This window comes from uncultured Psychroserpens sp., assembly GCF_947492715.1.
Lineage (GTDB): Bacteria > Bacteroidota > Bacteroidia > Flavobacteriales > Flavobacteriaceae > Psychroserpens.
The window spans coordinates 367,893-392,647 of sequence record NZ_CANLNS010000002.1 but is presented as its reverse complement, the minus strand read 5'-3'; the positions used below and the strand labels follow the sequence as shown (position 1 = coordinate 392,647).

Below are 24,755 nucleotides of genomic sequence, written 5' to 3'. Positions count from 1 at the left end.
ATCTTTAATGAGTATGAGGAAAATTTTTATTCTGTTAACTAGGGCTTTCAGTATAACAATAATTGCTATAGCCGCAAACTCACATCTGCAACTATAAGTTTCAATAGTTAAGACCCTATTTCAAGGAGAAAGTCACATTCATTATGTGAACGAAATTATGTAGCTTTATAATCTAATTTAAAATCATGAAGCAAATTACTCTATTTGTTGCACTTATTTTTAGTGTAACCAGCTCTTTTTCTCAAGTATTAAGTAAGAAAGACCTAAAGCCATATAAGGGGTTTTTCGATTTTCATTATGAAGATGCAACAGATAAAATCTATTTAGAAATTAAGGATTTAAATAAGGAATTTCTCTATGTGAATTCATTGGCAACAGGTGTTGGTTCTAACGATATTGGCTTAGATCGTGGTCAGTTAGGGCAAGAACGTTTAGTGAAATTTGAAAAAGCTGGGAATAAGTTATTATTGGTTCAGCCAAACTTAGACTATAGGGCTATTACCAGCAATACATTGGAAAAGAAAAGTATAGAACAAGCGTTTGCGAAATCTGTCCTCTATGGATTTAAAATTTTAGAGGATAATAATGGAACTTATATTATTGACCTCACACCATTTTTAATGTTAGATGCTCATGGTGTTGCCAACCGATTAAAATCTGAAGGGTCTTATAAAATTGATTTAAGCAAAAGTGCTCTGTCATTACATCGAACCAAAGCCTTTCCTAAAAATGTAGAGTTCGAAGCACTTTTAACATTTAAAGGGCAGCCAAAAGGAAGAAATATTAGAAGTGTAACACCAACATCATCTTTAGTAAGTGTCATTCAGCATCACAGTTTTATTGCGTTACCAGATGATGGTTACAAAATGAGAGTATTTGATGTGCGCAGTGGTGCTATTTCTATGTCGTATTTAGATTATGCTACCGCAATACAGGATCCCATTAGAAAACGCTATATCATTCGTCATAGATTGGAGAAGAAAAATCCGGAGCAAGTGATGAGTGAGGCTAAAGAGCCTATTATTTATTATCTCGATCCAGGAACTCCAGAGCCTGTTCGCTCAGCGCTTTTAGAAGGTGCTCAATGGTGGAATCAGGCTTATGAAAGTATTGGTTTTAAAGATGCATTTCAGGTAAAAATGTTACCAGAAGATGCAGATCCAATGGATTGTAGGTATAATGTTATTCAGTGGGTACATCGTTCTACTCGTGGATGGAGTTATGGAGGAAGTGTTGTAGATCCAAGAACAGGAGAAATTATTAAAGGTCATGTAAGTTTAGGAAGTTTGCGCATTAGACAAGATTTTATGATTGCCCAAGCTTTAATGAATAAACCATTTGCTGAACGCGATGATAATTACCAGCCTATGCTGGACATGGCTTTAGCAAGAATAAGACAATTAAGTGCCCATGAGGTCGGCCATACCATAGGTTTTGCTCATAATTTTGCGGCAAGTTCGAATGGAAGAGCATCGGTTATGGATTATCCACACCCAACAGTTACCGTGAAAAATGGAAATATAGATTTTAGTGATGCCTATGCCGTTGGTATAGGAGATTGGGATAAAGTAACCGTAGCTTACAGTTATTCTGAATTTGCTGATGATAAAAACGAAACAGATGAGCTTAATAAAATTCTGAAAGTAGCAGATTTTGCAGGCTTACGTTTTATAACAGATGCAGATGCTAGAGCACAAGGAGGTGCACATGCCTTAGCCCATTTATGGGATAATGGTAAAAGTGCTTCTCAGGAATTAAACAACGTTTTGAATGTTAGAAATCATGCGATTTCAAACTTCTCAAAAGATAATATTCGCCAAGGAGAACCTTATTCTGTATTAGAAGATGTTTTTGTGCCTTTATATTTCTTTCATCGCTATCAAACTGAAGCGGCAACTAAGGTTGTAGGTGGATTAGATTATAATTATGCTGTTAAAGGAGACGGTCAAGTTATTGTAAGACCAATAGATGTAAAAATGCAGAAAGACGCCTTGACGTCCATTTTAGAGACTATTTCAGTAGAAAACTTAGCCATTCCTAAAGAGAAATTGGAACTTTTTCCACCTAGAGCTTTCGGCTATTGGAGAGGTCGAGAGTCATTTTCTGGTAAGACAGGGGTTGCTTTTGACCCTATGAGTGCAGCCGCTACAGCAAGTGATATGACATTAAAATTATTATTGCATCCACAACGTGCTAATCGTATAATTCAGCAAAAAAGTATGGATGACAGTCAGCTAAGTTTAGAAGATATGTTAGAACAAGTTTTAAATGCGTCATTTGGAACCTCTCATAGACAAGCTTATAAAAATGAAATCCAACAGCTTATTAATGAACGTGTGTTAATACATTTAATGAATTTAGCTGTTAATGAACAATCTTTTTTTCAGGTGAAAGCCAAGGCTAATGAGGCCATTAATTCATTACTAAAAAAGTATCTTTCGGGTGAAAGGAGAACATCTCCATATGCGACACAGTATGCAGCTATGATAAAAGAATTTCAAGAACATCCAGAAAAATTTAAAATAAAAAACGCTCCAAAAATCCCTGATGGTTCACCAATTGGAAGCGATCATTGTAATTACATTCAACATTAAAATATGACTATAGATTTAAGAAGTGATACCGTAACTAAGCCTACAAAAGGCATGCTAGACGCTATGATGACTGCCAAAGTTGGTGATGATGTTTATAAAGAAGACCCAACAGTAAATGCTTTAGAACAACGTTTGGCCCATATGTTTGGAAAAGAGCAGGCTTTGTTTTTTCCAACTGGAAGTATGGCAAATCAAGCGGCTTTAAAACTACACACGAATCCAGGCGAGCAAGTTATATGTGATAAATATGCTCATATATATAATTATGAAGGAGGCGGTGCTTCTTTTAATAGCGGTATTTCTTGCAAACTCATAGATGGAGATCGCGGTATGTTTACGGCGAACCAGGTTATCGAATCTATTAATCCTCCAGATTTTTATCACAGTCCGCTAACAACTTTAGTTGAAGTCGAAAATACCACCAATAAAGGTGGTGGAGCTTGTTGGGATTTTGAGGAATTAAAACGAATTAAAGCGGTTTGTAAAAAACACGATTTAGGATACCATTTAGATGGGGCACGCTTATGGAACGCTTTGGCTAATACTAATGAAACGGCTAAAGATTACGGACAATTATTCGACACAATATCAGTGTGTCTGAGTAAAGGTTTGGGATGCCCAATAGGATCTGTCCTCATTGGTGATAAAGAATTAATGCAAGGTGCTTTACGCATTCGTAAAATATTAGGAGGAGGTATGCGTCAGGTGGGTTATTTGGCTGCTGCGGGTTTATACGCATTAGACAATCACTTAGATCGCTTAGTAGATGATCATATAAAAGCAAAGGAAATAGGAGACGTTTTAGAAGACTTGTCTATCATCAAAAAAGTAGAACCTATTGAAACTAATATCGTAATCTTTGAATTAGAATCTCATGTCGACGAGAGCGAGTTTTTAGCGCAGCTAGCGAGCCAGGATATACATATTATTGGAATGGGAAGTAATAAGCTAAGAATGGTTACTCATTTAGACTATACAAATACGATGCATGAACGACTTTTAGAAATTTTAAATAATTTTTAAAGCTGTATTCTATTTAAACATATCCATACCAGGAATATTTGGCATTCCTTCTTTGGCAACTGCCGCAACTTCTGTTTCATGAACTGTAGTTGCACGAGCAATAGCTTTGTTTATGGTAAGAATGAGATAGTCTTCAAGCATATCTTTATCTTGAAGTAGTTCGTCATCAATAGTAATAGATTTAATAGTTCTATTTGCTGAAATGGTCACTTTAAGTTTTTCGTCATGACTATTCATGTCAATGAGGACATTATGTAAACGCTCTTTCGTTTCTTCAACTTTCTTTTGGGTTTCTTTGAGTTTACCCATCATTCCCATCATATCTCCAAACATATTACTAAGTATTAAAATTATAGAAGCAAATTTACTAAATTGCCACACTTATAAAAAGAAAAAAGCAAAGCATATTTGTTTAATATACTATATGAAGACGACCATCGAAGCGCCCATAGCAAAAAAGCAACCAAAGACATTAGAAAAACATAATGATAAACGAGTAGATGACTACTTTTGGTTGAATCAAAGGGAAGATCATAATGTTTTGGATTATCTCAATGCCGAAAACGAGTTTTACCAACAGGAGACATCGCACACCAAAGAATTTAAAACTTCTCTCTTTGAAGAGATGAAGGCCAGAATTAAGGAAGATGATACGTCTGTTCCCTATAAGTACAATGGTTATTGGTATATAGTACGTTACGAAAAAGGTAAAGATTATCCTATATATACTCGTAAGAAGGACACGCTGGAGGCTAATGAAGAATTATTATTTGATTGTAATAGCATGGCTGAGGGTCATGGCTATTTTAGACTAGTTGGATTAAGTGTAAGTCCAGATAACACGATGATTACCTTTGGAATGGATACAGTAGGTAGACGTCAATATACCATTCAGGTTAAAAATTTGATTACTGGCGAGTTATTTTCTGATGCTATTGAAAATACAACAGGATCCTCTACATGGGCTAATGATAATTCGACCATATTTTATGCAAAGAAAGATGCACAAACACTGCGTTCTAATGAGATTTTTAAACATAAAATTGGAGAGCCTGAAGACAAGGATACGCTCGTTTTTACAGAGGAAGATGAAGCCTTTGGTGTGGCTGTTTATAAAACCAAATCTAGAAAATATATAATTATTGCTTGCTACAGTACGTTAACTAATGAATTTCACGTGTTAAAAGCAGATGCTCCAGATGAGAAATTCAAACTATTTCAAAAACGTATACGCGGTTTAGAATATAGCATCGCACATTTTGAAAATCAGTTTTATATTTTGACAAATGGCGACAATGCTGTTAATTTTAAACTAATGAAGACTCCTGAAATCGAGACAGGAATTGAACATTGGATTGAAGTAATAGGACACCGAAATGATGTGCTTCTTGAAGATGTTGATATTTTTAAGGATTATCTCGTAGTGAGCGAACGCTCTAATGGCCTTAATCAAATTAGAATTAAACGCTGGGATAATCAAGAGGATTATTACTTGCCATTTGATAATGAAACCTACACCGCAAATACTGGAACTAATGTCGATTTTAATACTGAAATTCTTAGATACAGTTATAATTCGTTGACAAATCCATCTTCTGTAATTGATTTCAATATGAAAACAAAAACGAAGGAGATTAAAAAGGAGCAGGCCGTTTTAGACCCGAATTTTGATAAAGACAATTATACTTCAGAGCGTATTTGGGCAACAGCCCAAGATGGGAGCAAAATTCCAATGTCTTTGGTGAGGCGAAAAGACACAAAACTAGATGGGAAAGCGCCTGTATTACAATATGCTTATGGAAGTTATGGCTCTACAATTGATCCTTATTTCTCATCAATTAGACTGAGTTTGTTAGACCGTGGATTTATTTATGTCATTGCTCACGTTCGAGGTGGTGAATACCTTGGAAGGCCATGGTATGAAAATGGGAAACTTCTAAAAAAGAAAAATAGTTTTACTGATTTCATAGATTGTTCAAAATATTTGATAGAACAAAACTATACGTCATCTCAGCATTTATATGCCATGGGAGGAAGTGCTGGCGGCTTGTTGATGGGGGTTATCGTTAATGAAGCTCCAAACTTATATAACGGGGTTATTGCGGCAGTACCATTTGTAGATGTCGTAACTACAATGTTAGATGATACAATACCATTAACTACAGGTGAATATGATGAATGGGGAAACCCTAATGACAAAATGTATTATGATTATATAAAGAGTTATTCGCCATACGACAACATTAAAAGGCAATATTACCCTAATTTGATGATAACGGCTGGTTTGCATGATTCTCAGGTACAGTATTGGGAACCTGCAAAATGGGCGGCTAAGCTCAGAACTTATAAACAAGATACCAACAAACTATATTTAGTCACGAACATGGAAGCTGGTCATGGCGGTGCTTCAGGTCGCTTTGAATCCTTAAAAGAAGATGCCAGAGAATTTGCGTTTTTATTAGACTTAGAGGGAATTACTAGCTAATTCAAAAAAAAATCTTAATTTTGCGAGGTTTTATGTTTTAGATTGATTCAATTGGAAACGGATAAATAGCATTTATGAAAAGAGACATACAAGTGTTTGATAATGTTTTACAGTTAATAGGTAAAACACCTCTTATCAAGTTAAATAAAATGGCCCAAGATTTTGACGGAGACTTTTATGCTAAAGTTGAAGCCTTTAATCCAGGTCATTCGTCAAAAGATAGAATTGCACTTCATATCATAGAAGAAGCAGAGAGACAAGGTATTTTGACGCCTGGAGATACCATTATAGAAACGACATCTGGTAATACAGGTTTTAGTATTGCTATGGTTAGTATCATTAAGGGATACGAGTGTATTTTGGCGGTAAGTTCAAAATCATCTGCAGATAAGATTGACATGTTAAAGTCAATGGGAGCGCAAGTATATGTGTGCCCAGCAAATGTTAGTGCAGACGATCCACGTTCGTACTATCAAGTAGCACAACGTTTGCATAATGAAATTAAAGGTTCTGTTTATATCAATCAGTATTTTAACGCATTAAACCTCGATGCACATTATCATACTACTGGTCCTGAAATATGGGAGCAAACTGAAGGTCAAATAACCCATTTAGTAGCTTGCAGCGGAACAGGAGGTACAATTTCTGGTATTTCTAAGTTCTTAAAGGAACAAAACCCAGACGTAAAAGTGATTGGTGTAGATGCTTATGGTTCGGTATTAAAAAAATACCATGAAACAAGAGAATTTGATGATAAAGAGATTTACCCTTATCGAATAGAAGGTTTAGGTAAAAACTTAATTCCTACTGCAACAGACTTTGATTTGATTGATAAGTTTGTAAAAGTTACAGATGAAGAAAGTGCTCATACAGCTCGTGAAATTTCAAGAACAGAAGGTTTATTTGTAGGGTATACAAGTGGAGCAGCGATGCAAGCTCTAAAACAACTTAATGAAGAAGGAACCTTTAAAGAAGGGGATAAAGTGGTGGTTATTTTTCCAGATCATGGGTCGCGTTACATGAGTAAGGTATACAGTGATAAATGGATGGAAGACCAAGGTTTCTTTGATAGCCAGAAAGAAGTAACTGAGAAAATTCAGTATATAAAATAAAATAATAATAGAAATCACTAAAATTCCTATCACGTTTAATCGTGGTAGGTTTTTTATGTTTAATGAGGATATAAACATTGGTTCATAAAAATATTATGCTGTCATAATATAATTACCTAATTTTGTCCCAACTAATAAGACTAAAAACTCGCTTTAATGAAGGATTTATTTGAGAAGATTTACAAAGATAAAGGACCATTAGGGAAATGGGCTTCTCAGGCTGAAGGATATTTTGTGTTTCCAAAGCTAGAAGGACAAATTTCGAATAGAATGAAGTTTCAAGGGAAAGAAGTGATCACTTGGAGTATCAATGATTATCTTGGTTTAGCTAACCATCCTGAAGTACGCAAAGTAGATGCAGAAGCAGCAGCTCAATATGGCTCAGCTTACCCTATGGGTGCACGAATGATGTCTGGTCATACAGATTTACACGAAAAATTGCAAAATGAACTTGCTGAATTTGTAAGTAAAGAAGCAGCATATTTATTGAATTTTGGTTACCAAGGAATGGTGTCTACTGTTGATGCTTTGGTTTCTAAAGATGATATTATTGTTTATGACGTAGATGCACATGCTTGTATTATTGATGGCGTGCGTCTTCATATGGGAAAACGCTTTACTTATAAGCATAATGATGTTGAAAGTTTAGAAAAGAACTTAGAACGTGCTACTAAAATGGCAGAGCAAACCGGAGGAGGTATCTTGGTTATTTCTGAAGGTGTTTTTGGAATGCGTGGAGAACAAGGACGTTTAAAGGAAATTGTGGCGCTTAAGAAGAAATTTAATTTTAGATTGTTTGTTGATGATGCTCATGGTTTTGGAACATTAGGAAAAACAGGAGCAGGAGCAGGAGAAGAGCAAGGTGTACAGGACGATATTGATGTGTATTTTGCTACGTTCGCCAAATCTATGGCTAGTACTGGTGCTTTTATTGCTGCCGATCAAGAGATTATTGATTATTTAAAATATAACTTACGTTCTCAAATGTTCGCGAAATCATTGCAAATGCAATTGGTTGTTGGAGCTTTAAAACGTTTGGATATGCTTAGAACAATGCCAGAGCTTAAACAAAACCTTTGGACCATTGTTAATGCGTTACAATCTGGCTTAAAAGAACGCGGATTTGATATTGGTACGACTCAAAGTTGTGTGACTCCAGTATATTTGAAAGGAAGTATTCCAGAAGCGATGGCTTTAGTGCGTGATTTACGTGAAAATTATGGAATCTTTTGTTCTATAGTTGTGTATCCTGTGATTCCAAAAGGATTGATTTTATTGAGAATGATACCAACTGCAACGCATACCTTAAAGGATGTTGAAGAAACCCTTGATGCTTTTGACGCAATTAGAGACCGTTTAGAAAATGGCACATATAAACGTTTATCTGCTGCAGTTATGGCTGCGATGGGTGAGTAGTGAAATAATATTTAAAAAAAATCCGATTCATTTTTTGAATCGGATTTTTTTTATGCAATATCTTTTTTAAACGTACAACGTCTTTTATTTGTAATAGGCTTAAAGTTTTTCCACAATTTATGAATGGCTTCATTATCGTCTAGTTCTGGCCCTCTAATACATAGCTGTATTCCTTTTTCAGAAAATGTTTTATGAAATTCATGAAACAAAATCGCGGTTACTCCTTTGTTTTGATATTCGGGTAGCACGCCAATCAAATAAAAGGTAACTGTTTTTGCGTGCCTTTTTGCATGTAATAAATGGCGAATTCCAAACGGAAATAACTTGCCTTTCATTTTTTGTAATGCCTTAGCATACGAAGGCGTTACAATTCCAAACCCTATAAGTTTGCCTTCTTTGTCTAGCACAAATTTTACATATTCAGGGTTGAGGAATCCAATAAATTTCTTTTTAAAATATTCACGTTGATCATCATTAATTTCTACAAAAGACGATAAGACAGCATGAGATTTTGTAAAGACTTCAAACATTTCATCAGTGTAAGGCATGATGTCTTTGTTCTCCGTAAAATTTAAAGCCTTAAGTTCATAGCGCTTTTTTATAAGCGTTTGAACTCTAGAGAAGAATTCGGGTAGAATATTCTTAAATTCCATGACATTCTCAGAGTAACGTTTCGCTACATCATAGCCTAATTGCTCAAAATGAGAGGCGTAATAAGGTAGGTTATGCCATGTAATCATACTACCAATTTGATCAAATCCTTCAGTAAGAACACCAACTTTGTCTAAATTTGAAAATCCAACAGGCCCTTCTACATAATCTAAACTATGTGACTTTCCAATTTCATGAATTTTTTCTAATAGAGCCCTAGTAACGTTGATATCATCGACAACATCAAACCAGCCAAAGCGCATTTTCTTTTCATTTTTCCCATTTACCTCCAGCCAATTAATAATTGCTGCAATACGACCAACAATTTCATTGTCTTTATAAGCCAAAAAGAACCGAGCCTCGGCATCTTTAAATACTGGGTTAATGGTCTTGTCAAAGGTTTTTATTTCTTCTTTTATGATTGGAGGTACCCACGAAGAAGATCCTTTATTAAGTTTAAAAGGAAACTTGACAAATGCCTTTATGTCCTTTTTAGAATGAATTTCTTTAACTGTAATCATAGAGGGATAGGCTTAAAGATTTCCATCGTCAAAATCATCACTTCTTTTCTTTTTACCTTTTTTCTTTTTAGGTTTTCTATTGTCGGCATCACTTCTTGACGTGCTATTATCTGTTTCTTTGTCTTTGTGAAAATCAAAACGATACGACATTCCAAAATTAACACCAAAAACAGATGGTGTATCTTTAGTGTTAAATGTTAAGGCTGTATCTAGTTGAAAATCCTTACTCCATAAATAAGCACCACCAAAACGGAATAAATTATCAGCATAAAAATCACTTTGTATTCCTTGAGCTTCACCAAAAATAACCCATTGCGGATTGAAAGAATGCGTTAGGGTAATAATATACTGAAAATCAGAATAATCGGTTCCAATGCGGTCTTTAATCAGATTTAGAACCAAAACCCAGCCTCCAGAAAAATTATTTTGGGTGGCTACCATGATTTTCGGACTAAAACCTTCTATACCTGGTGCTGTATATGGATTGTTCTTTGTGTCAAAATTGGCTCCTGCATAGACCGCAACAGCAGGAATTAGCGATTTCCATTTAAACGAACGATTGGCATGATAGCTATATAAATTAGGCTTATCTTCTTCAGCGTTTTTATAAGGATCATATACTAAATATTTAGCTCCAATAGTTAAATTCTTAAAGTTTGAACGTTTGTTTTCCGTAGAGATTGTAGATCGATTATCTTTAAAAGTATCGTTTTGATACGTTCCTTCTAAGTTAATTTCTAGTTGCTCGAAAAGTAAACCATAACGCACTGCAAAGTCGGCTCCAAATCCAGAAACTTCATATTTTAAAGGTGTATGCTCTTCTTTTATAATGTAAGGGCCAACTTCAATTTGGGCGACATTGGTTCCTACAGAAAATGCACTTCGAGAAACACCTGGTCTATTAGAATTAATTACTTCTGTATATTGCGAGAATGTTAACTGGGTGATTAACAAAGCCGTAAACAAAAGGGCTTTTTTAGTAAGGTTCATAGGTTATCGATTTAAGTCAAATATAGAGATTTTATATTTTTTTTAAGTATTTATAACTGTTTTTAAGTACAGATAATTGTATTTTTGAATAAATTTAATTTAATGTTACAAGAAGCATCATTATATGGTTTTATCAGAACCATTCTTATTATACTTTTGGTGTATTATGGATTAAAAATCCTTTCGCGCTTGTTTGCGCCTTATCTAGTGCGTTATATGTCTAAAAAGATGCAACAGAAATTTGAAGGTCAATTTCAGCAACAACAAAGACACCAGCAAGGACAACAGCATAAAGAAGGCGAAACAGTTATAGATAAAATACCTAATGCTAATTCATCTTCAAATAAAAAAGTAGGAGAGTACATAGATTACGAAGAAATTGACTAATTTTCGAGTCTATTGAAAGTCAATTATTCTATGCAGTTTTCATTTAAAAAATTCTTACCACACCTTTCAGTTCTTATTGGGTTTGTGGTTGTTTCGTTATTATATTTTAGCCCTGTATTACAAGGCAAGCAAATTAAGCAGAGCGATATCATGCATTATATTGGTATGGCACAGCAACAAAAAGAATTTAAGGCATCAACTGGTGAAGAAACGTATTGGACCAACAGTGCTTTTGGAGGTATGCCAACCTATCAATTAGGTGCACGATATCCGCACAATTATGTTAAAAAATTAGATTCTGTTTTGCGCTTTTTGCCTCGTCCAGCAGATTACTTATTTATCTATTTTTTAGGGTTTTACATATTGTTATTAGCACTAAAGGTTGACTTTAAATTGGCAGCTTTAGGCGCACTCGCCTTTGGATTTTCCACATACCTCATAATTATTTTAGGTGTAGGGCATAATAGTAAAGCACATGCCATTGCATATATGCCTATGGTTTTAGCAGGAATCGTTCTCACTTTTAGGCAGAAATACATTTTAGGCTTTTTACTCACAGCAATTGCGTTGGCTTTAGAAATAGGAGCTAACCATTTCCAGATGACATATTACTTAATGCTTTTGGTTCTTGTTTTAGGTGCTTCCTATTTAATTGACGCCTATAGAAAGAAAATGCTTCAGCACTTTTTTAAGTCGGTAGGACTTATGGTTGTGGCTTTAATATTAGCTATAGGGTTGAATGCTACTAATATTCTTGCAACCCAAGAGTATGTTAAAGAGAGTACACGTGGTAAGAGTGAACTTAGTATTAACCCAGATGGTTCACCAAAGGTGGTCACTTCAGGTTTGAGCAAAGATTATATTACCGAATATAGCTATGGGAAAATGGAAACGTTTAACCTCTATATTCCAAGGCTTTTTGGCGGAGGAAATAATGAAGATGTAGGTAAAGATTCTGAAATCTATACCTTTTTTAGAAATTTAGGCGCAACACCTGCGCAGGCACGACAAGAGGCTGAAAGAGCGCCAACCTATTGGGGAGATCAGCCCATTGTAGAAGCACCTGCTTATGTTGGAGCCGTTGTTATTTTTCTGTTTGTGTTTGCCTTGTTTTTAGTTCGAGGTCGACTAAAATGGTGGCTCGTAGGAGGAACACTGTTATCATTACTGCTATCTTATGGGAAGAATTTATCGTTTTTAACCGATTTCTTTATTGATTACGTACCATTATATGATAAGTTTAGGGCTGTGAGTTCTATTCAGGTTATTTTAGAACTCTGTATTCCTGTGTTGGCTATTTTTGGATTGGTAAGGCTATTTAATGATTTTGATAAAGATGGGCGTAAACTCACCGCTTTAAAGATTTCTGCTGGTATTGCAGCTGGTTTGGCTGTACTATTTTTACTGTTTAAAGGAAGTTTTGACTTTGTAGGTGTAAATGACGGCTATTACAGACAATTATATGGCGATTATGGACAAGGATATATTGATGCTCTACGAGACGATAGAAGATCCTTTTTTACGCAAGATGCCTTACGAACGCTAATTTTAGTAGTATTGTCGGCAGGGACAATTTTCATGTTTTTGAAAAAGAAGTTGTCAGAAACATTAGTCGTTGTCATCTTTGCAGCTCTGATTTTATTTGATCTTGTTGGTGTAGACCGTCGTTATGTAAATACCGAAAACTTCGTATCGGCAGTTAAGGTAAACAAACCATATCAAGCGAATGCTGCAGATAAAGAAATTATGAAAGACGATGGTCACTTTAGAGTCATCGACGTGTCTTCGGCAGGACAAGGAATGCCTGCTAGAGCTGCTTATTTTCATAACTCATTAAGCGGTTATCATGCCGCTAAATTAAAGCGCTTTGATGAATTGTTCGATTTTCATATTGCACGAAATAATATGAATGTTCTCAATATGCTAAATACCAAATATATTATAGCAGAAGAGGAAGGACAGATATTTCCTTTTGTGAATGAGGATGCCAATGGTAATGCCTGGTTTGTTTCTAAACTAACATTGGTGCCATCTGCAAATGATGCTATAATGGCTCTAGAAAACTTGAATACGTTAGAAGAGGCTATTTACGAAGGTCCAAACCCTGGTAATGGGATTATTACCAAACGCCCTTTGAACTTACCATCGACATATAGCGTAGATTCTTTAGCAGGAATAACGTTAACAGAATATAAACCTAATTATTTAAAATATAAGTCGACCAACACAAACGATGGCTTTGCTGTGTTTTCTGAAATATTCTATGGTAATGGATGGAAAGCTACAATTGATGGTAAAGAGAAAAGTATTCAGCGTGTAGATTATGTATTACGCGGACTTGAAGTGCCAGCTGGAGCACATGAGATTGTATTTAGTTTTGAGCCAGATGTGGTACAGACAGGAAGCATGATTTCTTTAGGAAGTTCCATTGTGTTTGTACTCTTGTTGATTGGTGGATTGTGGTTTGGCTTGAAACAAGGAAAAGATTAATTTTTACTCTTAAAAATTTAATCGGATGAAGAAACAAGTTCTTATCATTACTTACTATTGGCCACCTGCAGGAGGTCCAGGTGTACAGCGATGGTTGAAGTTTGTTAAATATCTGCCCGAATTTGGAGTAGAACCGATAGTCTACTGCCCAGAAAACCCCAATTATCCCATCGTTGACGAAAGTTTACTTGTTGAGATTCCAGAAGGCATTAGAATTATAAAACAACCCATTAGCGAGCCTTATCGGTTTGCTAGTATGCTTTCCAAAAAAAACGCTAAACAGATTAGTTCAGGGGTGATTCCAAAGGAAAAAAAACAGTCCTTTGTCCAAAAGTTATTGTTGTATGTTCGTGGCAATTATTTTATTCCTGATGCTCGTAAGAATTGGGTAAAACCTTCAGTGAAATACCTTACAAAGCTTATAAAGGACAATAATATTGATACTATTATAACCACTGGTCCACCGCACAGTTTACATTTAATTGGATGTCAACTTAAAGCACAATTAGGGGTCAAGTGGCTTGCCGATTTTAGAGACCCTTGGACAACCATAGGGTATCACAAAAAATTAAAACTCACCAAACCTTCTGAAGAAAAACATAACCAATTAGAAAAGACTGTTCTCAATTATGCCGATGAGATTATAGTCACCAGCAAGAATACAAAACACGAGTTTATATCTAAAACAGAGCGTCCAATTTCAGTAATTACAAACGGTTATGATAACCATCATATACAGCGACCATCTAAAGATGAAAAATTTACTTTGGCGCATATTGGATCATTGCTTTCAGAGCGTAATCCTAAGGAATTGTGGCAAGCTATTAGTGAGTTGTTAGAGGAGCATAGCGATTTCGAGAAGGCCTTTCAATTAAAACTTATAGGAGTTGTAAGTGAAGATGTGTTACAAACCTTACGAGAGAACAGTTTAGAAAACTATATTGATAATTTGGGATATGTGTCTCATGAAGACGCTATAAAACAGCAAATGGCCTCGCGTGTATTAATTATGGTCGAAATTGATTCAGAAGACACAAAAGTTATTATTCCTGGAAAGTTATTTGAGTATATGGCATCTGGCACACCAATTATTGCGGTTGGGCCAACAGATTCTGATGTAGAGGGTATTTTGAAATCAACAAATACAGGACATTATTTTTACTATGATGGTAAGGACACTATTAAATCTCAAATTTTATCGTATTTTGAAGCATACAAATCTAATACCTTGGCTGTTCATGCTATTGGATTAGAACAGTATAGTAGAAAGTCGCTAACCAAACGTTTGTCTGAGATTATCTAATGGGAATTGTTATTAATCAATCCTTTAAAAACACGATCACCACGTATTTAGGTTTCGGAATAGGAGCTATAAATGCACTGTTTCTGTACACCAATTTTATTACAGACGACTATTATGGATTGGTTGCTTATATTCTATCAGCAGCAAATATTATGATGCCACTTATGGCATTTGGTGCTCATAATACTATTGTTAAATTTTATTCGACATTTAAAACCAAAAATTCACTCAACAGTTTTCTAACATTAATGCTGTTAATGCCCTTGGTGTTGTCTATTCCTGTGGCTCTGGTTGGATACCTCGGATATGATGCGATCGCAGATATCTTATCTCAAAAAAATGAAATTGTTAGAGGGTATCTCTGGTATATTTACATTACAGCTTTAGCTATGGCTTATTTTGAAGTCTTCTATGCTTGGGTAAAAGTGCAAATGCAAACAGTGTTTGGTAATTTTATGAAAGAGGTTTTTCATCGAGTAGGCGCCATGACGTTGTTGTTTTTGATTTATTTTGATATAATTACTATAGATCAATTTTTTACAGGCATTGTTAGTGTTTATGTCATTCGAGCATTTGTTATGATGTTATATGCATTTACCAAACGATTGCCTGTATTTCGATTTAATAAAATTGATAAGCTGAGTTCAATTCTCAAGTATTCATCTCTTATTATAATTGCTGGTTCTATAGCAACGCTCATTTTAGATTTAGACAAAGTGATGCTGAATAACTTTATTGAGCCTATTTCTGTTGTTGCTCATTATAGTGTTGCAGTGTTTATAGCAACTGTTATAGCTGTTCCACAACGCGCTATGCATCAAATATTATTGCCACTTACAGCTAAATTTTTAAACGAAAACAACAAGAGCGAACTTAAAGATTTGTATAAACGCAGTTCACTAACGCTTTATGTGGTAAGCGGCTTTATATTTTTATTAATTGTTTTAAATATTAGCGAATTGTATGCTATTATTCCACCAGAATTTAGCGGAGGTTTAATTGTGGTGTTTTTAATAAGTGTCGCCAAGCTGTATGATAACCTGTTGGGAAATAATAATGCTATTTTATTTAATAGTGATTACTATCGTGTGGTTTTGTTATTTGGAGTGATTTTGGCAATTCTCGCCATAGTACTTAATCTTATTCTGATTCCGAGGTATGGCATAAATGGTTCGGCTTTAGCAACATTTTTAGCCATTGTAATTTACAATACCATTAAAGTTTATTTTGTAAAACAAAAATTTGGAATGCTTCCATTTACCAATGGAACACTAAAAATCACGTTATTGTTACTTCTTATTGTGGCAGTGTTTTACTTTTGGGATTTTCCGTTTAACCCTTTTATCAATATAACTCTGAAATCTTTAGCAATTGGAGTTGTATATGGTTTTACTATATATAAATTGCGAATTTCAGAAGACATAAACGATCAGGTACGTCAATTTTTCAGAATAAAATAAAGAAACACCTAAGCGATATAGGTGTTTAAAACGAGAAAGTCCCATAAGGTGCTTTGAGGCATACTACTTACGGGACATTCTACTAACCAACCAAAAAATTTATATTGTTACGATCGTGATCTTCCTCTTGATGTTCTTGAGCTTCTACTTTTGGAAGAATTTCTAGAACTTGGTGTTCTCACCGAAGACTTTTTTCTACTACTTGACTGTCTCACAGTTGAAGAAGGTCTAGTGCTTCGTTTGTTACTAGATATACGAGTATTAGATGAATTTGGTTTTCTAACCGATGAATTTTTTCTAACACTTCTAGTTGTCGTTTTATTATTAGACACAGATCTAGATGGTTTGGTCACATCTCTAGTTTTTGAATTAGACCTCGGATTGGTAGTTCTAATTCTTGTATCTCTCTGTGTTCTTGTATTTGTTTTGTTATTACCTCTTACTGTTCTGTCAGTAGCTCTAGTTCCTCGAGTTGTTCTCGTTGTTACTTTACTATCATCTCTGGTTATTTGTGTATTAGATCTATTAGTGCGTCTGGTGTTAGCCGATACACTTCTGTCATTACCTCTTCGAGTTGAGCGCGTAGTATTTCTTTCAACACTACGTCTAGTTGTTGCTTCTTGTCTGTAACGTTCGTTAGCTCTACGGCTAGTAGTTGCTACTGTTCCACGTCTACTACCAACTCTAACAGCCTGTCTTACATTATTTCTATATGGTCTATAATATGTATGCCTAACAGGTGAGTAATATTGTCTATAAGGTCTAGCATAAACAACACAATAGTTTACAGGAGGTATCACATAATAAGTGTGCCAAGGTCTATATACATATGCTCTGTTGTATACATTAATAAAACCTGTACAATGTGTAAACGTTCTGTATCTGTTATAATGAACAAATAAGCCTCCTACACGAGCGACACGTCCATAACTATTGTAATTGATGTTGACATTTCCAACTTGCGAAACACGTCCGTAATAATCGTAATAAATGGGAGTGTTTTCTATTTGAATGATAGCACCATAATCGTCATATTGAACATAAGGGTTATAATCATATCCACTATTAAAGCTAATTGATACGTTTCCGGTATTGACCCCTACGTTAACATTTGGCCCATAATTTTGCATATAAAAATCAAATTGACCATCTGGAAAAACGGAAAATTCTATACCGCCTTCAACAAAAATGAAAGAATTACCATAACCTCTAACATAGTTGTGTGATACATTTGACTCTACTGTGTTGGTGGTTGTTGCATGCGCTGTTGTCCCCACTAGGAACAATACAGCAAAAAATGATAATACTCGTTTCATAATTGTAAATATTTTTGATTACACTCATTATAAAACAATTAGTGTGCCAAAAAAGGTTAACGTTATTTATTTTATTGGTTTTCAGTAAGTTACAAAAACAGGTAAATCTACCTATAAGAATATGGTTTGTGACGTTTATTTTAGTGCATAGAAATTACATGTCCTAAACATATGACTACAGTACAACCCACCCAATTAATTAATGATCGAGTAAAGTTGCCATTTCATTTTGATGCAAATAAGTTGTTTGATGAATATATGGCATTACAAGCCGCTGATTTTGAATATTATGATGTTATTCAACTCAGAGCTCCCGCTCATATTGTTGATGAATCACTACCTAAACCACCTCCAGCGGCAGACTATGCTGATGGTTCGTGGACAGATTGGTTAGATACTAATGCCTTAATGAATTCTCCATATTTAAACGATATTATAAACTCGTTTAAGGAAATTACAACGGTAACTTTAGTGAGGTTATTGAGGTTAGCGCCTCACTCTGAAGTTAAAGAGCATACTGATCCAACACTAGGTTTAGAAATAGAACGTTCTGTTATAAGATTAACTATTCCCATTGTAAAAAATGATGATGTTACTTTTTATTTAAATGATACACCGGTTGAAATGGAACCTGGTGAGTGTTGGTATTTGAGACTTACCGATAAACATCGTGTTATTAATGCGGGTAATATAGAACGTGTGAATTTAACCATTGATATGATTCCTAACGATAATTTACGTCAGCTTATAGAGGATAGTTTTGTAAAGTAAAAACCCCGAAGGCTTGGGGTAGCCAACGGGATTTTATATATGTTCACTTATAATGTGAACAACCAACCAAAAAAATCAAGATTTTTTAATCTCTATATTTTTTATATTTCTTGTGTTTAGATTTTTTGTGTTTTTTTACTTTACCATTTTTTCTGTAGTAGTAAAAATCGTCATCATAATCGCCGTCATATCCGTAGTCGTCATATTGGTTTCCACCAACTCCAGATCCAACACCACAATTTAGTGTAGCGTTATTATGGTTTACAATTCCACTAATGTGTACAATTTCTCCCCAACGGTTATAGTTAACTCTTAATCCGCCAACCTGACGAAGAAAACCATTTCCTCTTTGATAACTCATATACACAGATCCTGCACGTTTAATTCGACCTCGTCTATCATAGTTAATAAATACATTGCCAATTCTACGTACTTGACCATTACTATCATGTGTAATGATAACACCTCTTGGTCTAGGCGTAGAGTAGTTCACTCTACTTACTGTTCCTGGTGCACCATAAGTTGTGTTTACAGAGCTTCTACGAGTTCTTGAGGTTCTATAATACGTTTCTGATACGTTGTTTCCGAATTCTGTATTGAAATCGAAACTTCCATCAGGAAAGATTAAAAATTCTACACCACGCTCAATGAACACTATAGGTTCTGCAAAACGATAGCGTGAATTATTAAAATCATCTCCTTGTGTTGCAGTTACTGTTTCTGCTGCTGATACAGATGTTAATCCCATTAACAATCCTGTAAAAAGTAGTACTAATTTTTTCATAGTAATAAGGTTTTAATTTTGCCTACTCATAATTGTAGCTTTTCGGCTTACGCTATTTGATTTGAATAAACCAATATGCGTGCCAAAGTTATAAAAGACTAATAATCAATAATTTAAATTGGTTTTTAAAATGTTTTGAAAATGTTTCAATTGAAAAACGAGCTGTAGAATTCAATTTTTTATTACTTTTATCTGACTAACCAACCCAATATATGGAAGACCAAATATCAAAATGTTTAAATTGTGATTCTGAGTTAGATAAACAGTTTGAGTTTTGTCCTAATTGCGGGCAAAAAGCTGAAGAAGACCTTACCATGGGCGTGTTGTTTTATAACACGATAAGCAACTATTTTTCGTTTGATGCTAGATTTTTAAGAGGGTTTCTCCCTTTGATGTTTAAACCTGGATTTCTTCCTCAAAAGTTTATTGAAGGTAAGCGTTTGGTGTATTTACATCCTGGTCAGATGTATCTTTTTGTTGCCTTTATTTTCTTTTTTGTCTTTTCATTTACAGTGACTGAGAATACGGATATACTTAATAAAAAGTTACAAAAAAATAATGCCGTAACCTTATCGGGTGTTCCTTTAGATAGTATACAAAAACCTGCACTAGATTCACTACAACTTGAAAGGCTAACCAAACCTATAAAGGATAATCAAAAAGCATTAGGAATTAATGAAGAGGATGTAAAGGTCTTAGATTCTATAATAAGAACAGAGGCTGCAAAGGAAGCGCGAAATACAAACTTAACATTTGATTTTGACCAGAAGAAAGTAGACTCTTTAATTAAAATAGAAGCTAAGGAAGATGAGATTATAAGAGCAATGGGAATGCCTGATGACGCGGGGTTTCTTAAGCGAAAATTCTATACTCAGATGCTTAAATTGTACAAGGAAAAAGGCGTTGGTACAATATTACTCACCTTATACAATAGTTTACCTATAGCTTTATTTTTCTTATTGCCAATTTTTGCACTTATTTTAAAAGTTCTGTATTACAAAAAAGGACCTTATTCACATCATTTAGTCTTTAGTTTGTACTTCTTTTCATTTTTATTTACCGCGTTTTGTATTTTATATTTAATCAACCTTATTGTTGATATTCCTGATTGGATAGATTGGTTGCTGTTTTTGTCAACCTTCTTTTATTTAATGTTTGCGGTTAAGCGTTTTTATGGACAAGGCTGGTTTTTAAGCTGGTTTAAGAGTGGTGTAGCCACATTTATGTTCTTATTATTTGTTGCTCCTTTAGCCTTTTTTGTGGTAGGGATATTCTCGTTTATGTTTTACTAGTATGATTGTAAAAAGATTGATGTTCTTTGTTTTGGTATGTTCTCTCTGTTCTTGTAATAGAGATTCTAACGCTCATGTCGAAAATAATGTTGCGAGTCATAAACCCAAGCAAGTAGAAATTCAAAAACCTAAGAACTTACATTTAAAAAAAGCCATGGATTCTTTAGACAGTCTGAAGCCTGAAAAAAGCTATTATTTGTTCGATTTAAATGATGATTCATTAAAGGAATTAATGGTCTATGACAAGAGCGCTTGTGCTTTAGACTCTAATTGTAGTTATGAAATTTTACAGTATGATCAACTCAAGGATGCCTATAAAATTATAGGAAAATTAAAAGGAGCCTTTCGATACAATATTCCTGGGCCTAATGGTTATAAAACGATTACTACAGTTGTGACCCTTGATGGATCCAAGTACAAGTCATTTCATTATGCATTTCAAAATGGCATGTATCATGCAGTTAAAAGCGTCTTAGTAGAATTTAAAAATGGAAAGCAAATAGAAACACCTATTCCTGTGGAATAGATTTAAATTTTATCCTTTAAAAACTGACCTGTAATTGATGCTTTATTTTTTACAATAGCTTCAGGAGTACCTTGCACTATGAGTTGACCTCCACGATTGCCTCCTTCAGGTCCTAAATCGATGATATGGTCTGCACACTTTATCAAATCTAGATTATGCTCGATAACAATAATGGAATGACCTTTAGAAATTAAGGCTTGAAATGATGTCAATAATTTTTTGATGTCATGAAAGTGCAATCCAGTGGTTGGTTCGTCAAATATAAATAAAGCATTAGTGCTTTTAGAGCCTTTACCAAGAAAGGATGCAAGTTTAATTCGCTGTGCTTCACCTCCCGAAAGAGTAGAGGAGCTTTGACCTAATGCAACATAGCCTAAACCAACATCTTGTAATGGTTGGAGTTTGTTTTTAATTTTTGAAACTTTGTGTTGTTCAAAAAAAGCTATAGCATCATCAATGGTCATACTTAAAATATCATCGATGTTTTTCCCTTCAAAAGTAACTTCTAGAACTTCTTTCTTAAAACGCTTTCCATTGCAAGTTTCACAGGTTAAATGAACATCTGCCATAAATTGCATTTCTATTGTAACCTCACCATCACCTTTACAAGTTTCACATCGTCCACCATCAACATTAAAACTAAAATGTTTAGCCTGATAATTTCGAATTTTACTAAGTTTCTGACTAGAAAATAAAGCTCTAATATCGTCATAGGCTTTAATGTATGTCACAGGGTTTGATCGTGATGATCGTCCAATAGGGTTTTGATCTACGAACTCTATGTGTTTAATGTTTTTAAAATTACCCTTTAGTTCGGTAAATTGTCCTGGTTTATCGCCAAATCCAGTAAGTTGCTTTTGCACAGCTGGAAATAAGATCTTTTTTACTAGTGTACTTTTTCCGCTACCAGAAACACCTGTTACAACGGTAAGCATCTCTAAAGGAAAAGAGACATCTATATTTTGTAGGTTGTGCTCTCTAGCACCATTTATTTCAATAGAGTATTTAGACGTTCGTCTTTGTTTAGGAAGTTCAATTTTTAATGTTTCGTTAAGGTATTGAGCGGTTAATGATTCAGATTTTAAAATATCCTCATAAGTTCCTGTTGCTACAACTTCACCACCAAAAGTTCCAGCTTCTGGTCCAATATCGATAATCTCATCTGCAGCCTTCATGATGTCTTCATCATGCTCAACAACAATTACAGTATTACCCAAATCTCGAAGCGCCTGTAATACTTTAATTAATTTTTCCGTGTCTTTTGGATGCAGACCTATACTTGGTTCATCAAGTATATACATTGATCCAACTAGGCTGCTACCTAGAGACGTTGCTAAATTGATACGCTGACTTTCACCTCCAGATAAGGTATTAGATTTTCGGTTTAATGTTAAGTAATCTAAACCTACATTACTCAAAAAGGATAATCTGCTATTTATTTCTTTAAGGAGACGTTTAGCAATCGTTGTGTCGTGATCATCCAGTTCCAATTCCTTAAAAAAGACGGCTAATTTATCCAAAGGCATTTCAACCAAATCGGTAATAGTGACGTCAGCAATTTTCACATAATTAGCTTCCTCTCGTAATCGTTTCCCTTTACAGATATTACATTTTGTTTTTCCACGATAGCGTGAGAGCATGACACGATTTTGAATTTTATAAGCCTTAGATTCTAATTCTGTGAAAAATGAATGCAATCCTTCAAAATAGTCGTTACCATCCCAGATGAGTTGTTTCTGTTCTTGTGATAATTCGAAAAAGGGCTTATGTATAGGAAAATCAAATTTATGTGAATTGTTAACCAATTGATCACGATACCAGCTCATACTTTCACCACGCCATGGAAAGATAGCATTTTCATAAACCGATAATCCCGTATTTGGAATAACTAAATCGTCATCAATGCCAATAACATCTCCATAACCTTCACACTTTGGGCATGCGCCATAAGGGTTGTTAAAACTGAACAAATGCGGATTAGGCTCAAGGAAAGTCATGCCGTCCAATTCAAATCGATTATTGAATTCTGTTCGTTTTTTATCAGATAATGACTCAATAATACAAGTGCCTTTTCCTTCAAAAAATGCTGTCTCTATGGCGTCTGCTAAACGATTATAAAAATCTTCTTCATGTTTTACAACAATACGATCAACGACTAAAAAAATATCTTTGCTTATTTTTTTTTCTAGAGCTTCATCAATTCGTAAGACATTTTCTTTATGTTGAACTCTAGCATAGCCTTGTTGATTTAAGACGTTAAGTTTGTCTGCCATTGAACGCCCTTCCTCCAAAACAATAGGAGAGAGGAGAAGTAGTTTTTCTCGTTCTTCAAAAGATTTTACTAGCGCTAATACATCTTTTGTGCGATGCTTTTTTACTAGATTACCAGATACTGGAGAATAGGTTTTTCCTATCCTTGCAAATAGTAACTTTAAATAATCATAAATCTCTGTTGTTGTTCCAACGGTAGAGCGCGGATTAGTACTATTTACCTTTTGCTCTATTGCTATGGCAGGCGCAATCCCTTTAATGAGATCTACTTTAGGTTTGTTGAGACGCCCCAAAAACTGGCGTGCATAACTAGATAAACTCTCTACATAACGTCTTTGACCTTCAGCATACAAGGTGTCAAAGGCTAAACTTGATTTCCCAGAACCTGATAAACCAGTAATAACCACTAATTTGTTCCTAGGAATAACCACATCAATATTTTTTAGGTTATGCAGTTTTGCACCTTTTATGATGATATTTTCTTTAGGATTTAGGTCTAAAATACTACTGTTCATAGGAGTTGTTGCGAATAAGAAAGTGCAAAGATAGTTCTTTTAATGAAGCTTAGAAAATGAATTATTGTTCATTAAAATGTTAAAGTTTTGTACTTTTTTTTGGAATTTCGGAATGATTGTTGTTATATTTGAGAACATAAACAGTTAAAACCGAGTAGCCTATATTGTAATATTACTTTAAAAAATTTAACCCCAAGCTGAGATTAAATTCTTTGCCCTTAAAGTAATTATTATGAGACACGAACTTATCACGGACGCTGTTTTAGTTAAGAACTACATGAATGGAGACGAAAGTGCTCTATCAGTCCTCATCCACAGACACAAACAAAAGATTTACAGTTTTATTTACTCAAAGGTTTTTGATAGAGATATCACTGAAGATATATTTCAAGATGCCTTTATTAAAGTGATTAAAAACTTAAAAATGGGTAAATATAATGAAGAAGGTAAGTTTTTACCTTGGGTGATGCGTATCTCTCATAACTTGGTTATTGATCATTTCAGAAAGAATAATAGAATGCCAAAATTTGATAATTCTGGCGACTTTAATATTTTCTCAGTACTTGGAGATTCTTCGTTAAATGCTGAAAAGCGATTAATTAAAGATCAAGTAGAATGCGACCTTAGACGCATTATTGAAGAACTTCCTAAAGATCAAAAAGAAGTCTTAGTAATGCGAATGTATAAGGATATGAGTTTCAAAGAAATCTCAGATAGAACAGGTGTGAGCATTAATACTGCGTTAGGAAGAATGCGCTATGCTCTCATTAATTTGAGAAAGGTTATAGATAAGAATAATATTATTTTAACAAATTAATACAATAAGTTAGGTTTTGTTGCGTTTATGA

19 protein-coding genes are annotated in these 24,755 nt (G+C 34.5%); 13 read left to right on the top strand and 6 right to left on the bottom strand.

All coding sequences use genetic code 11. The features are described from left to right. The first annotated feature begins 185 nt into the window (after positions 1–185). Positions 186–2,594: a zinc-dependent metalloprotease gene (locus Q0787_RS08625; protein WP_298902042.1), complete on the top strand. Its 2,409-nt coding sequence runs from the start codon at positions 186–188 to the stop codon at positions 2,592–2,594. Positions 2,595–2,597: 3 nt separating this feature from the next. Next, positions 2,598–3,617 (top strand): low specificity L-threonine aldolase, encoded by a 1,020-nt coding sequence (locus Q0787_RS08620; RefSeq protein ID WP_298902041.1) that lies wholly within the window; start codon positions 2,598–2,600, stop codon positions 3,615–3,617. A gap of 9 nt (positions 3,618–3,626) precedes the next feature. Here Q0787_RS08620 and Q0787_RS08615 read toward each other — a convergent pair whose 3' ends face one another. Beyond that, complete coding sequence (locus Q0787_RS08615) at positions 3,627–3,950, bottom strand: YbaB/EbfC family nucleoid-associated protein (RefSeq protein ID WP_298902040.1); 324 nt, start codon at positions 3,948–3,950, stop codon at positions 3,627–3,629. A 91-nt stretch (positions 3,951–4,041) separates the two neighbouring features. Between Q0787_RS08615 and Q0787_RS08610 the strand changes: the two genes are divergently transcribed. The 3 genes from Q0787_RS08610 to Q0787_RS08600 all read left to right on the top strand — a co-directional run bounded on the left by Q0787_RS08610 (position 4,042) and on the right by Q0787_RS08600 (position 8,630). Then, the gene (locus Q0787_RS08610; protein ID WP_298902039.1) at positions 4,042–6,102 is read left to right on the top strand and encodes a S9 family peptidase; all 2,061 of its coding nucleotides are present in this window, start codon (positions 4,042–4,044) and stop codon (positions 6,100–6,102) included. Positions 6,103–6,176: 74 nt separating this feature from the next. Continuing rightward, a complete protein-coding gene (locus Q0787_RS08605; protein ID WP_298902038.1) occupies positions 6,177–7,214 on the top strand; it encodes a PLP-dependent cysteine synthase family protein in 1,038 nt (345 codons plus the stop codon). 156 nt (positions 7,215–7,370) lie between these two features. Beyond that, on the top strand, positions 7,371–8,630 hold the full coding sequence (locus tag Q0787_RS08600) for an aminotransferase class I/II-fold pyridoxal phosphate-dependent enzyme (protein WP_298902037.1): 1,260 nt from the start codon (positions 7,371–7,373) through the stop codon (positions 8,628–8,630). A 50-nt stretch (positions 8,631–8,680) separates the two neighbouring features. On the opposite strand, the gene Q0787_RS08595 is transcribed toward Q0787_RS08600, so the two are convergent. Both Q0787_RS08595 and Q0787_RS08590 read right to left on the bottom strand, forming a co-directional pair. Beyond that, the gene (locus Q0787_RS08595; RefSeq protein ID WP_298902036.1) at positions 8,681–9,802 is read right to left on the bottom strand and encodes a GNAT family N-acetyltransferase; all 1,122 of its coding nucleotides are present in this window, start codon (positions 9,800–9,802) and stop codon (positions 8,681–8,683) included. A 12-nt stretch (positions 9,803–9,814) separates the two neighbouring features. Beyond that, the gene (locus Q0787_RS08590; protein WP_298902034.1) at positions 9,815–10,792 is read right to left on the bottom strand and encodes a transporter; all 978 of its coding nucleotides are present in this window, start codon (positions 10,790–10,792) and stop codon (positions 9,815–9,817) included. A gap of 102 nt (positions 10,793–10,894) precedes the next feature. On the opposite strand from Q0787_RS08590, the gene Q0787_RS08585 reads away from it, so the two are divergent. From Q0787_RS08585 to Q0787_RS08570, 4 genes are read left to right on the top strand one after another with little or no spacing between them, the layout of a single operon-like run. Continuing rightward, a complete protein-coding gene (locus Q0787_RS08585; RefSeq protein ID WP_298902033.1) occupies positions 10,895–11,179 on the top strand; it encodes a DUF4834 family protein in 285 nt (94 codons plus the stop codon). Positions 11,180–11,209: 30 nt separating this feature from the next. Next, positions 11,210–13,669 (top strand): YfhO family protein, encoded by a 2,460-nt coding sequence (locus Q0787_RS08580; protein WP_298902236.1) that lies wholly within the window; start codon positions 11,210–11,212, stop codon positions 13,667–13,669. A 25-nt stretch (positions 13,670–13,694) separates the two neighbouring features. Further along, positions 13,695–14,972 (top strand): glycosyltransferase family 4 protein, encoded by a 1,278-nt coding sequence (locus Q0787_RS08575; protein ID WP_298902031.1) that lies wholly within the window; start codon positions 13,695–13,697, stop codon positions 14,970–14,972. After that, positions 14,972–16,432, top strand: a complete 1,461-nt coding sequence (locus tag Q0787_RS08570) for a polysaccharide biosynthesis C-terminal domain-containing protein (protein WP_298902029.1) — start codon at positions 14,972–14,974, stop codon at positions 16,430–16,432. The genes Q0787_RS08575 and Q0787_RS08570 overlap by 1 nt, the downstream gene beginning before the upstream one ends. Positions 16,433–16,539: 107 nt before the next feature. Here Q0787_RS08570 and Q0787_RS08565 read toward each other — a convergent pair whose 3' ends face one another. Continuing rightward, positions 16,540–17,748 carry a hypothetical protein gene (locus tag Q0787_RS08565; protein WP_298902028.1) on the bottom strand — a complete coding sequence of 403 codons (1,209 nt, stop codon included), beginning with the start codon at positions 17,746–17,748 and terminating at the stop codon, positions 16,540–16,542. Positions 17,749–17,919: 171 nt separating this feature from the next. Between Q0787_RS08565 and Q0787_RS08560 the strand changes: the two genes are divergently transcribed. Next, positions 17,920–18,519: an aspartyl/asparaginyl beta-hydroxylase domain-containing protein gene (locus tag Q0787_RS08560; RefSeq protein ID WP_298902027.1), complete on the top strand. Its 600-nt coding sequence runs from the start codon at positions 17,920–17,922 to the stop codon at positions 18,517–18,519. 85 nt (positions 18,520–18,604) lie between these two features. Here Q0787_RS08560 and Q0787_RS08555 read toward each other — a convergent pair whose 3' ends face one another. Next, positions 18,605–19,303 (bottom strand): hypothetical protein, encoded by a 699-nt coding sequence (locus tag Q0787_RS08555; RefSeq protein WP_298902026.1) that lies wholly within the window; start codon positions 19,301–19,303, stop codon positions 18,605–18,607. Between the two features lie 212 nt (positions 19,304–19,515). Between Q0787_RS08555 and Q0787_RS08550 the strand changes: the two genes are divergently transcribed. Both Q0787_RS08550 and Q0787_RS08545 read left to right on the top strand, forming a co-directional pair. Continuing rightward, positions 19,516–20,595 carry a DUF3667 domain-containing protein gene (locus Q0787_RS08550; RefSeq protein WP_298902025.1) on the top strand — a complete coding sequence of 360 codons (1,080 nt, stop codon included), beginning with the start codon at positions 19,516–19,518 and terminating at the stop codon, positions 20,593–20,595. A 1-nt stretch (position 20,596) separates the two neighbouring features. Further along, a complete protein-coding gene (locus tag Q0787_RS08545; protein WP_298902024.1) occupies positions 20,597–21,121 on the top strand; it encodes a hypothetical protein in 525 nt (174 codons plus the stop codon). A gap of 2 nt (positions 21,122–21,123) precedes the next feature. On the opposite strand, the gene uvrA is transcribed toward Q0787_RS08545, so the two are convergent. Continuing rightward, on the bottom strand, positions 21,124–23,907 hold the full coding sequence (gene uvrA / locus Q0787_RS08540; RefSeq protein WP_298902023.1) for an excinuclease ABC subunit UvrA: 2,784 nt from the start codon (positions 23,905–23,907) through the stop codon (positions 21,124–21,126). 232 nt (positions 23,908–24,139) lie between these two features. Between uvrA and Q0787_RS08535 the strand changes: the two genes are divergently transcribed. After that, positions 24,140–24,724 (top strand): sigma-70 family RNA polymerase sigma factor, encoded by a 585-nt coding sequence (locus Q0787_RS08535; protein ID WP_298902022.1) that lies wholly within the window; start codon positions 24,140–24,142, stop codon positions 24,722–24,724. The last annotated feature ends 31 nt before the right edge of the window (positions 24,725–24,755 follow it).

Excerpts from the sequence above, each read along its gene's own strand:
- Q0787_RS08625 (WP_298902042.1), top strand. The coding sequence starts at position 186 with ATGAAGCAAATTACTCTATTTGTTGCACTTATTTTTAGTGTAACCAGC.
- Q0787_RS08620 (WP_298902041.1), top strand. The coding sequence starts at position 2,598 with ATGACTATAGATTTAAGAAGTGATACCGTAACTAAGCCTACAAAAGGC.
- Q0787_RS08615 (WP_298902040.1), bottom strand. The coding sequence starts at position 3,950 with ATGTTTGGAGATATGATGGGAATGATGGGTAAACTCAAAGAAACCCAA.
- Q0787_RS08610 (WP_298902039.1), top strand. The coding sequence starts at position 4,042 with ATGAAGACGACCATCGAAGCGCCCATAGCAAAAAAGCAACCAAAGACA.
- Q0787_RS08605 (WP_298902038.1), top strand. The coding sequence starts at position 6,177 with ATGAAAAGAGACATACAAGTGTTTGATAATGTTTTACAGTTAATAGGT.
- Q0787_RS08600 (WP_298902037.1), top strand. The coding sequence starts at position 7,371 with ATGAAGGATTTATTTGAGAAGATTTACAAAGATAAAGGACCATTAGGG.
- Q0787_RS08595 (WP_298902036.1), bottom strand. The coding sequence starts at position 9,802 with ATGATTACAGTTAAAGAAATTCATTCTAAAAAGGACATAAAGGCATTT.
- Q0787_RS08590 (WP_298902034.1), bottom strand. The coding sequence starts at position 10,792 with ATGAACCTTACTAAAAAAGCCCTTTTGTTTACGGCTTTGTTAATCACC.
- Q0787_RS08585 (WP_298902033.1), top strand. The coding sequence starts at position 10,895 with ATGTTACAAGAAGCATCATTATATGGTTTTATCAGAACCATTCTTATT.
- Q0787_RS08580 (WP_298902236.1), top strand. The coding sequence starts at position 11,210 with ATGCAGTTTTCATTTAAAAAATTCTTACCACACCTTTCAGTTCTTATT.
- Q0787_RS08575 (WP_298902031.1), top strand. The coding sequence starts at position 13,695 with ATGAAGAAACAAGTTCTTATCATTACTTACTATTGGCCACCTGCAGGA.
- Q0787_RS08570 (WP_298902029.1), top strand. The coding sequence starts at position 14,972 with ATGGGAATTGTTATTAATCAATCCTTTAAAAACACGATCACCACGTAT.
- Q0787_RS08565 (WP_298902028.1), bottom strand. The coding sequence starts at position 17,748 with ATGAAACGAGTATTATCATTTTTTGCTGTATTGTTCCTAGTGGGGACA.
- Q0787_RS08560 (WP_298902027.1), top strand. The coding sequence starts at position 17,920 with ATGACTACAGTACAACCCACCCAATTAATTAATGATCGAGTAAAGTTG.
- Q0787_RS08555 (WP_298902026.1), bottom strand. The coding sequence starts at position 19,303 with ATGAAAAAATTAGTACTACTTTTTACAGGATTGTTAATGGGATTAACA.
- Q0787_RS08550 (WP_298902025.1), top strand. The coding sequence starts at position 19,516 with ATGGAAGACCAAATATCAAAATGTTTAAATTGTGATTCTGAGTTAGAT.
- Q0787_RS08545 (WP_298902024.1), top strand. The coding sequence starts at position 20,597 with ATGATTGTAAAAAGATTGATGTTCTTTGTTTTGGTATGTTCTCTCTGT.
- uvrA (WP_298902023.1), bottom strand. The coding sequence starts at position 23,907 with ATGAACAGTAGTATTTTAGACCTAAATCCTAAAGAAAATATCATCATA.
- Q0787_RS08535 (WP_298902022.1), top strand. The coding sequence starts at position 24,140 with ATGAGACACGAACTTATCACGGACGCTGTTTTAGTTAAGAACTACATG.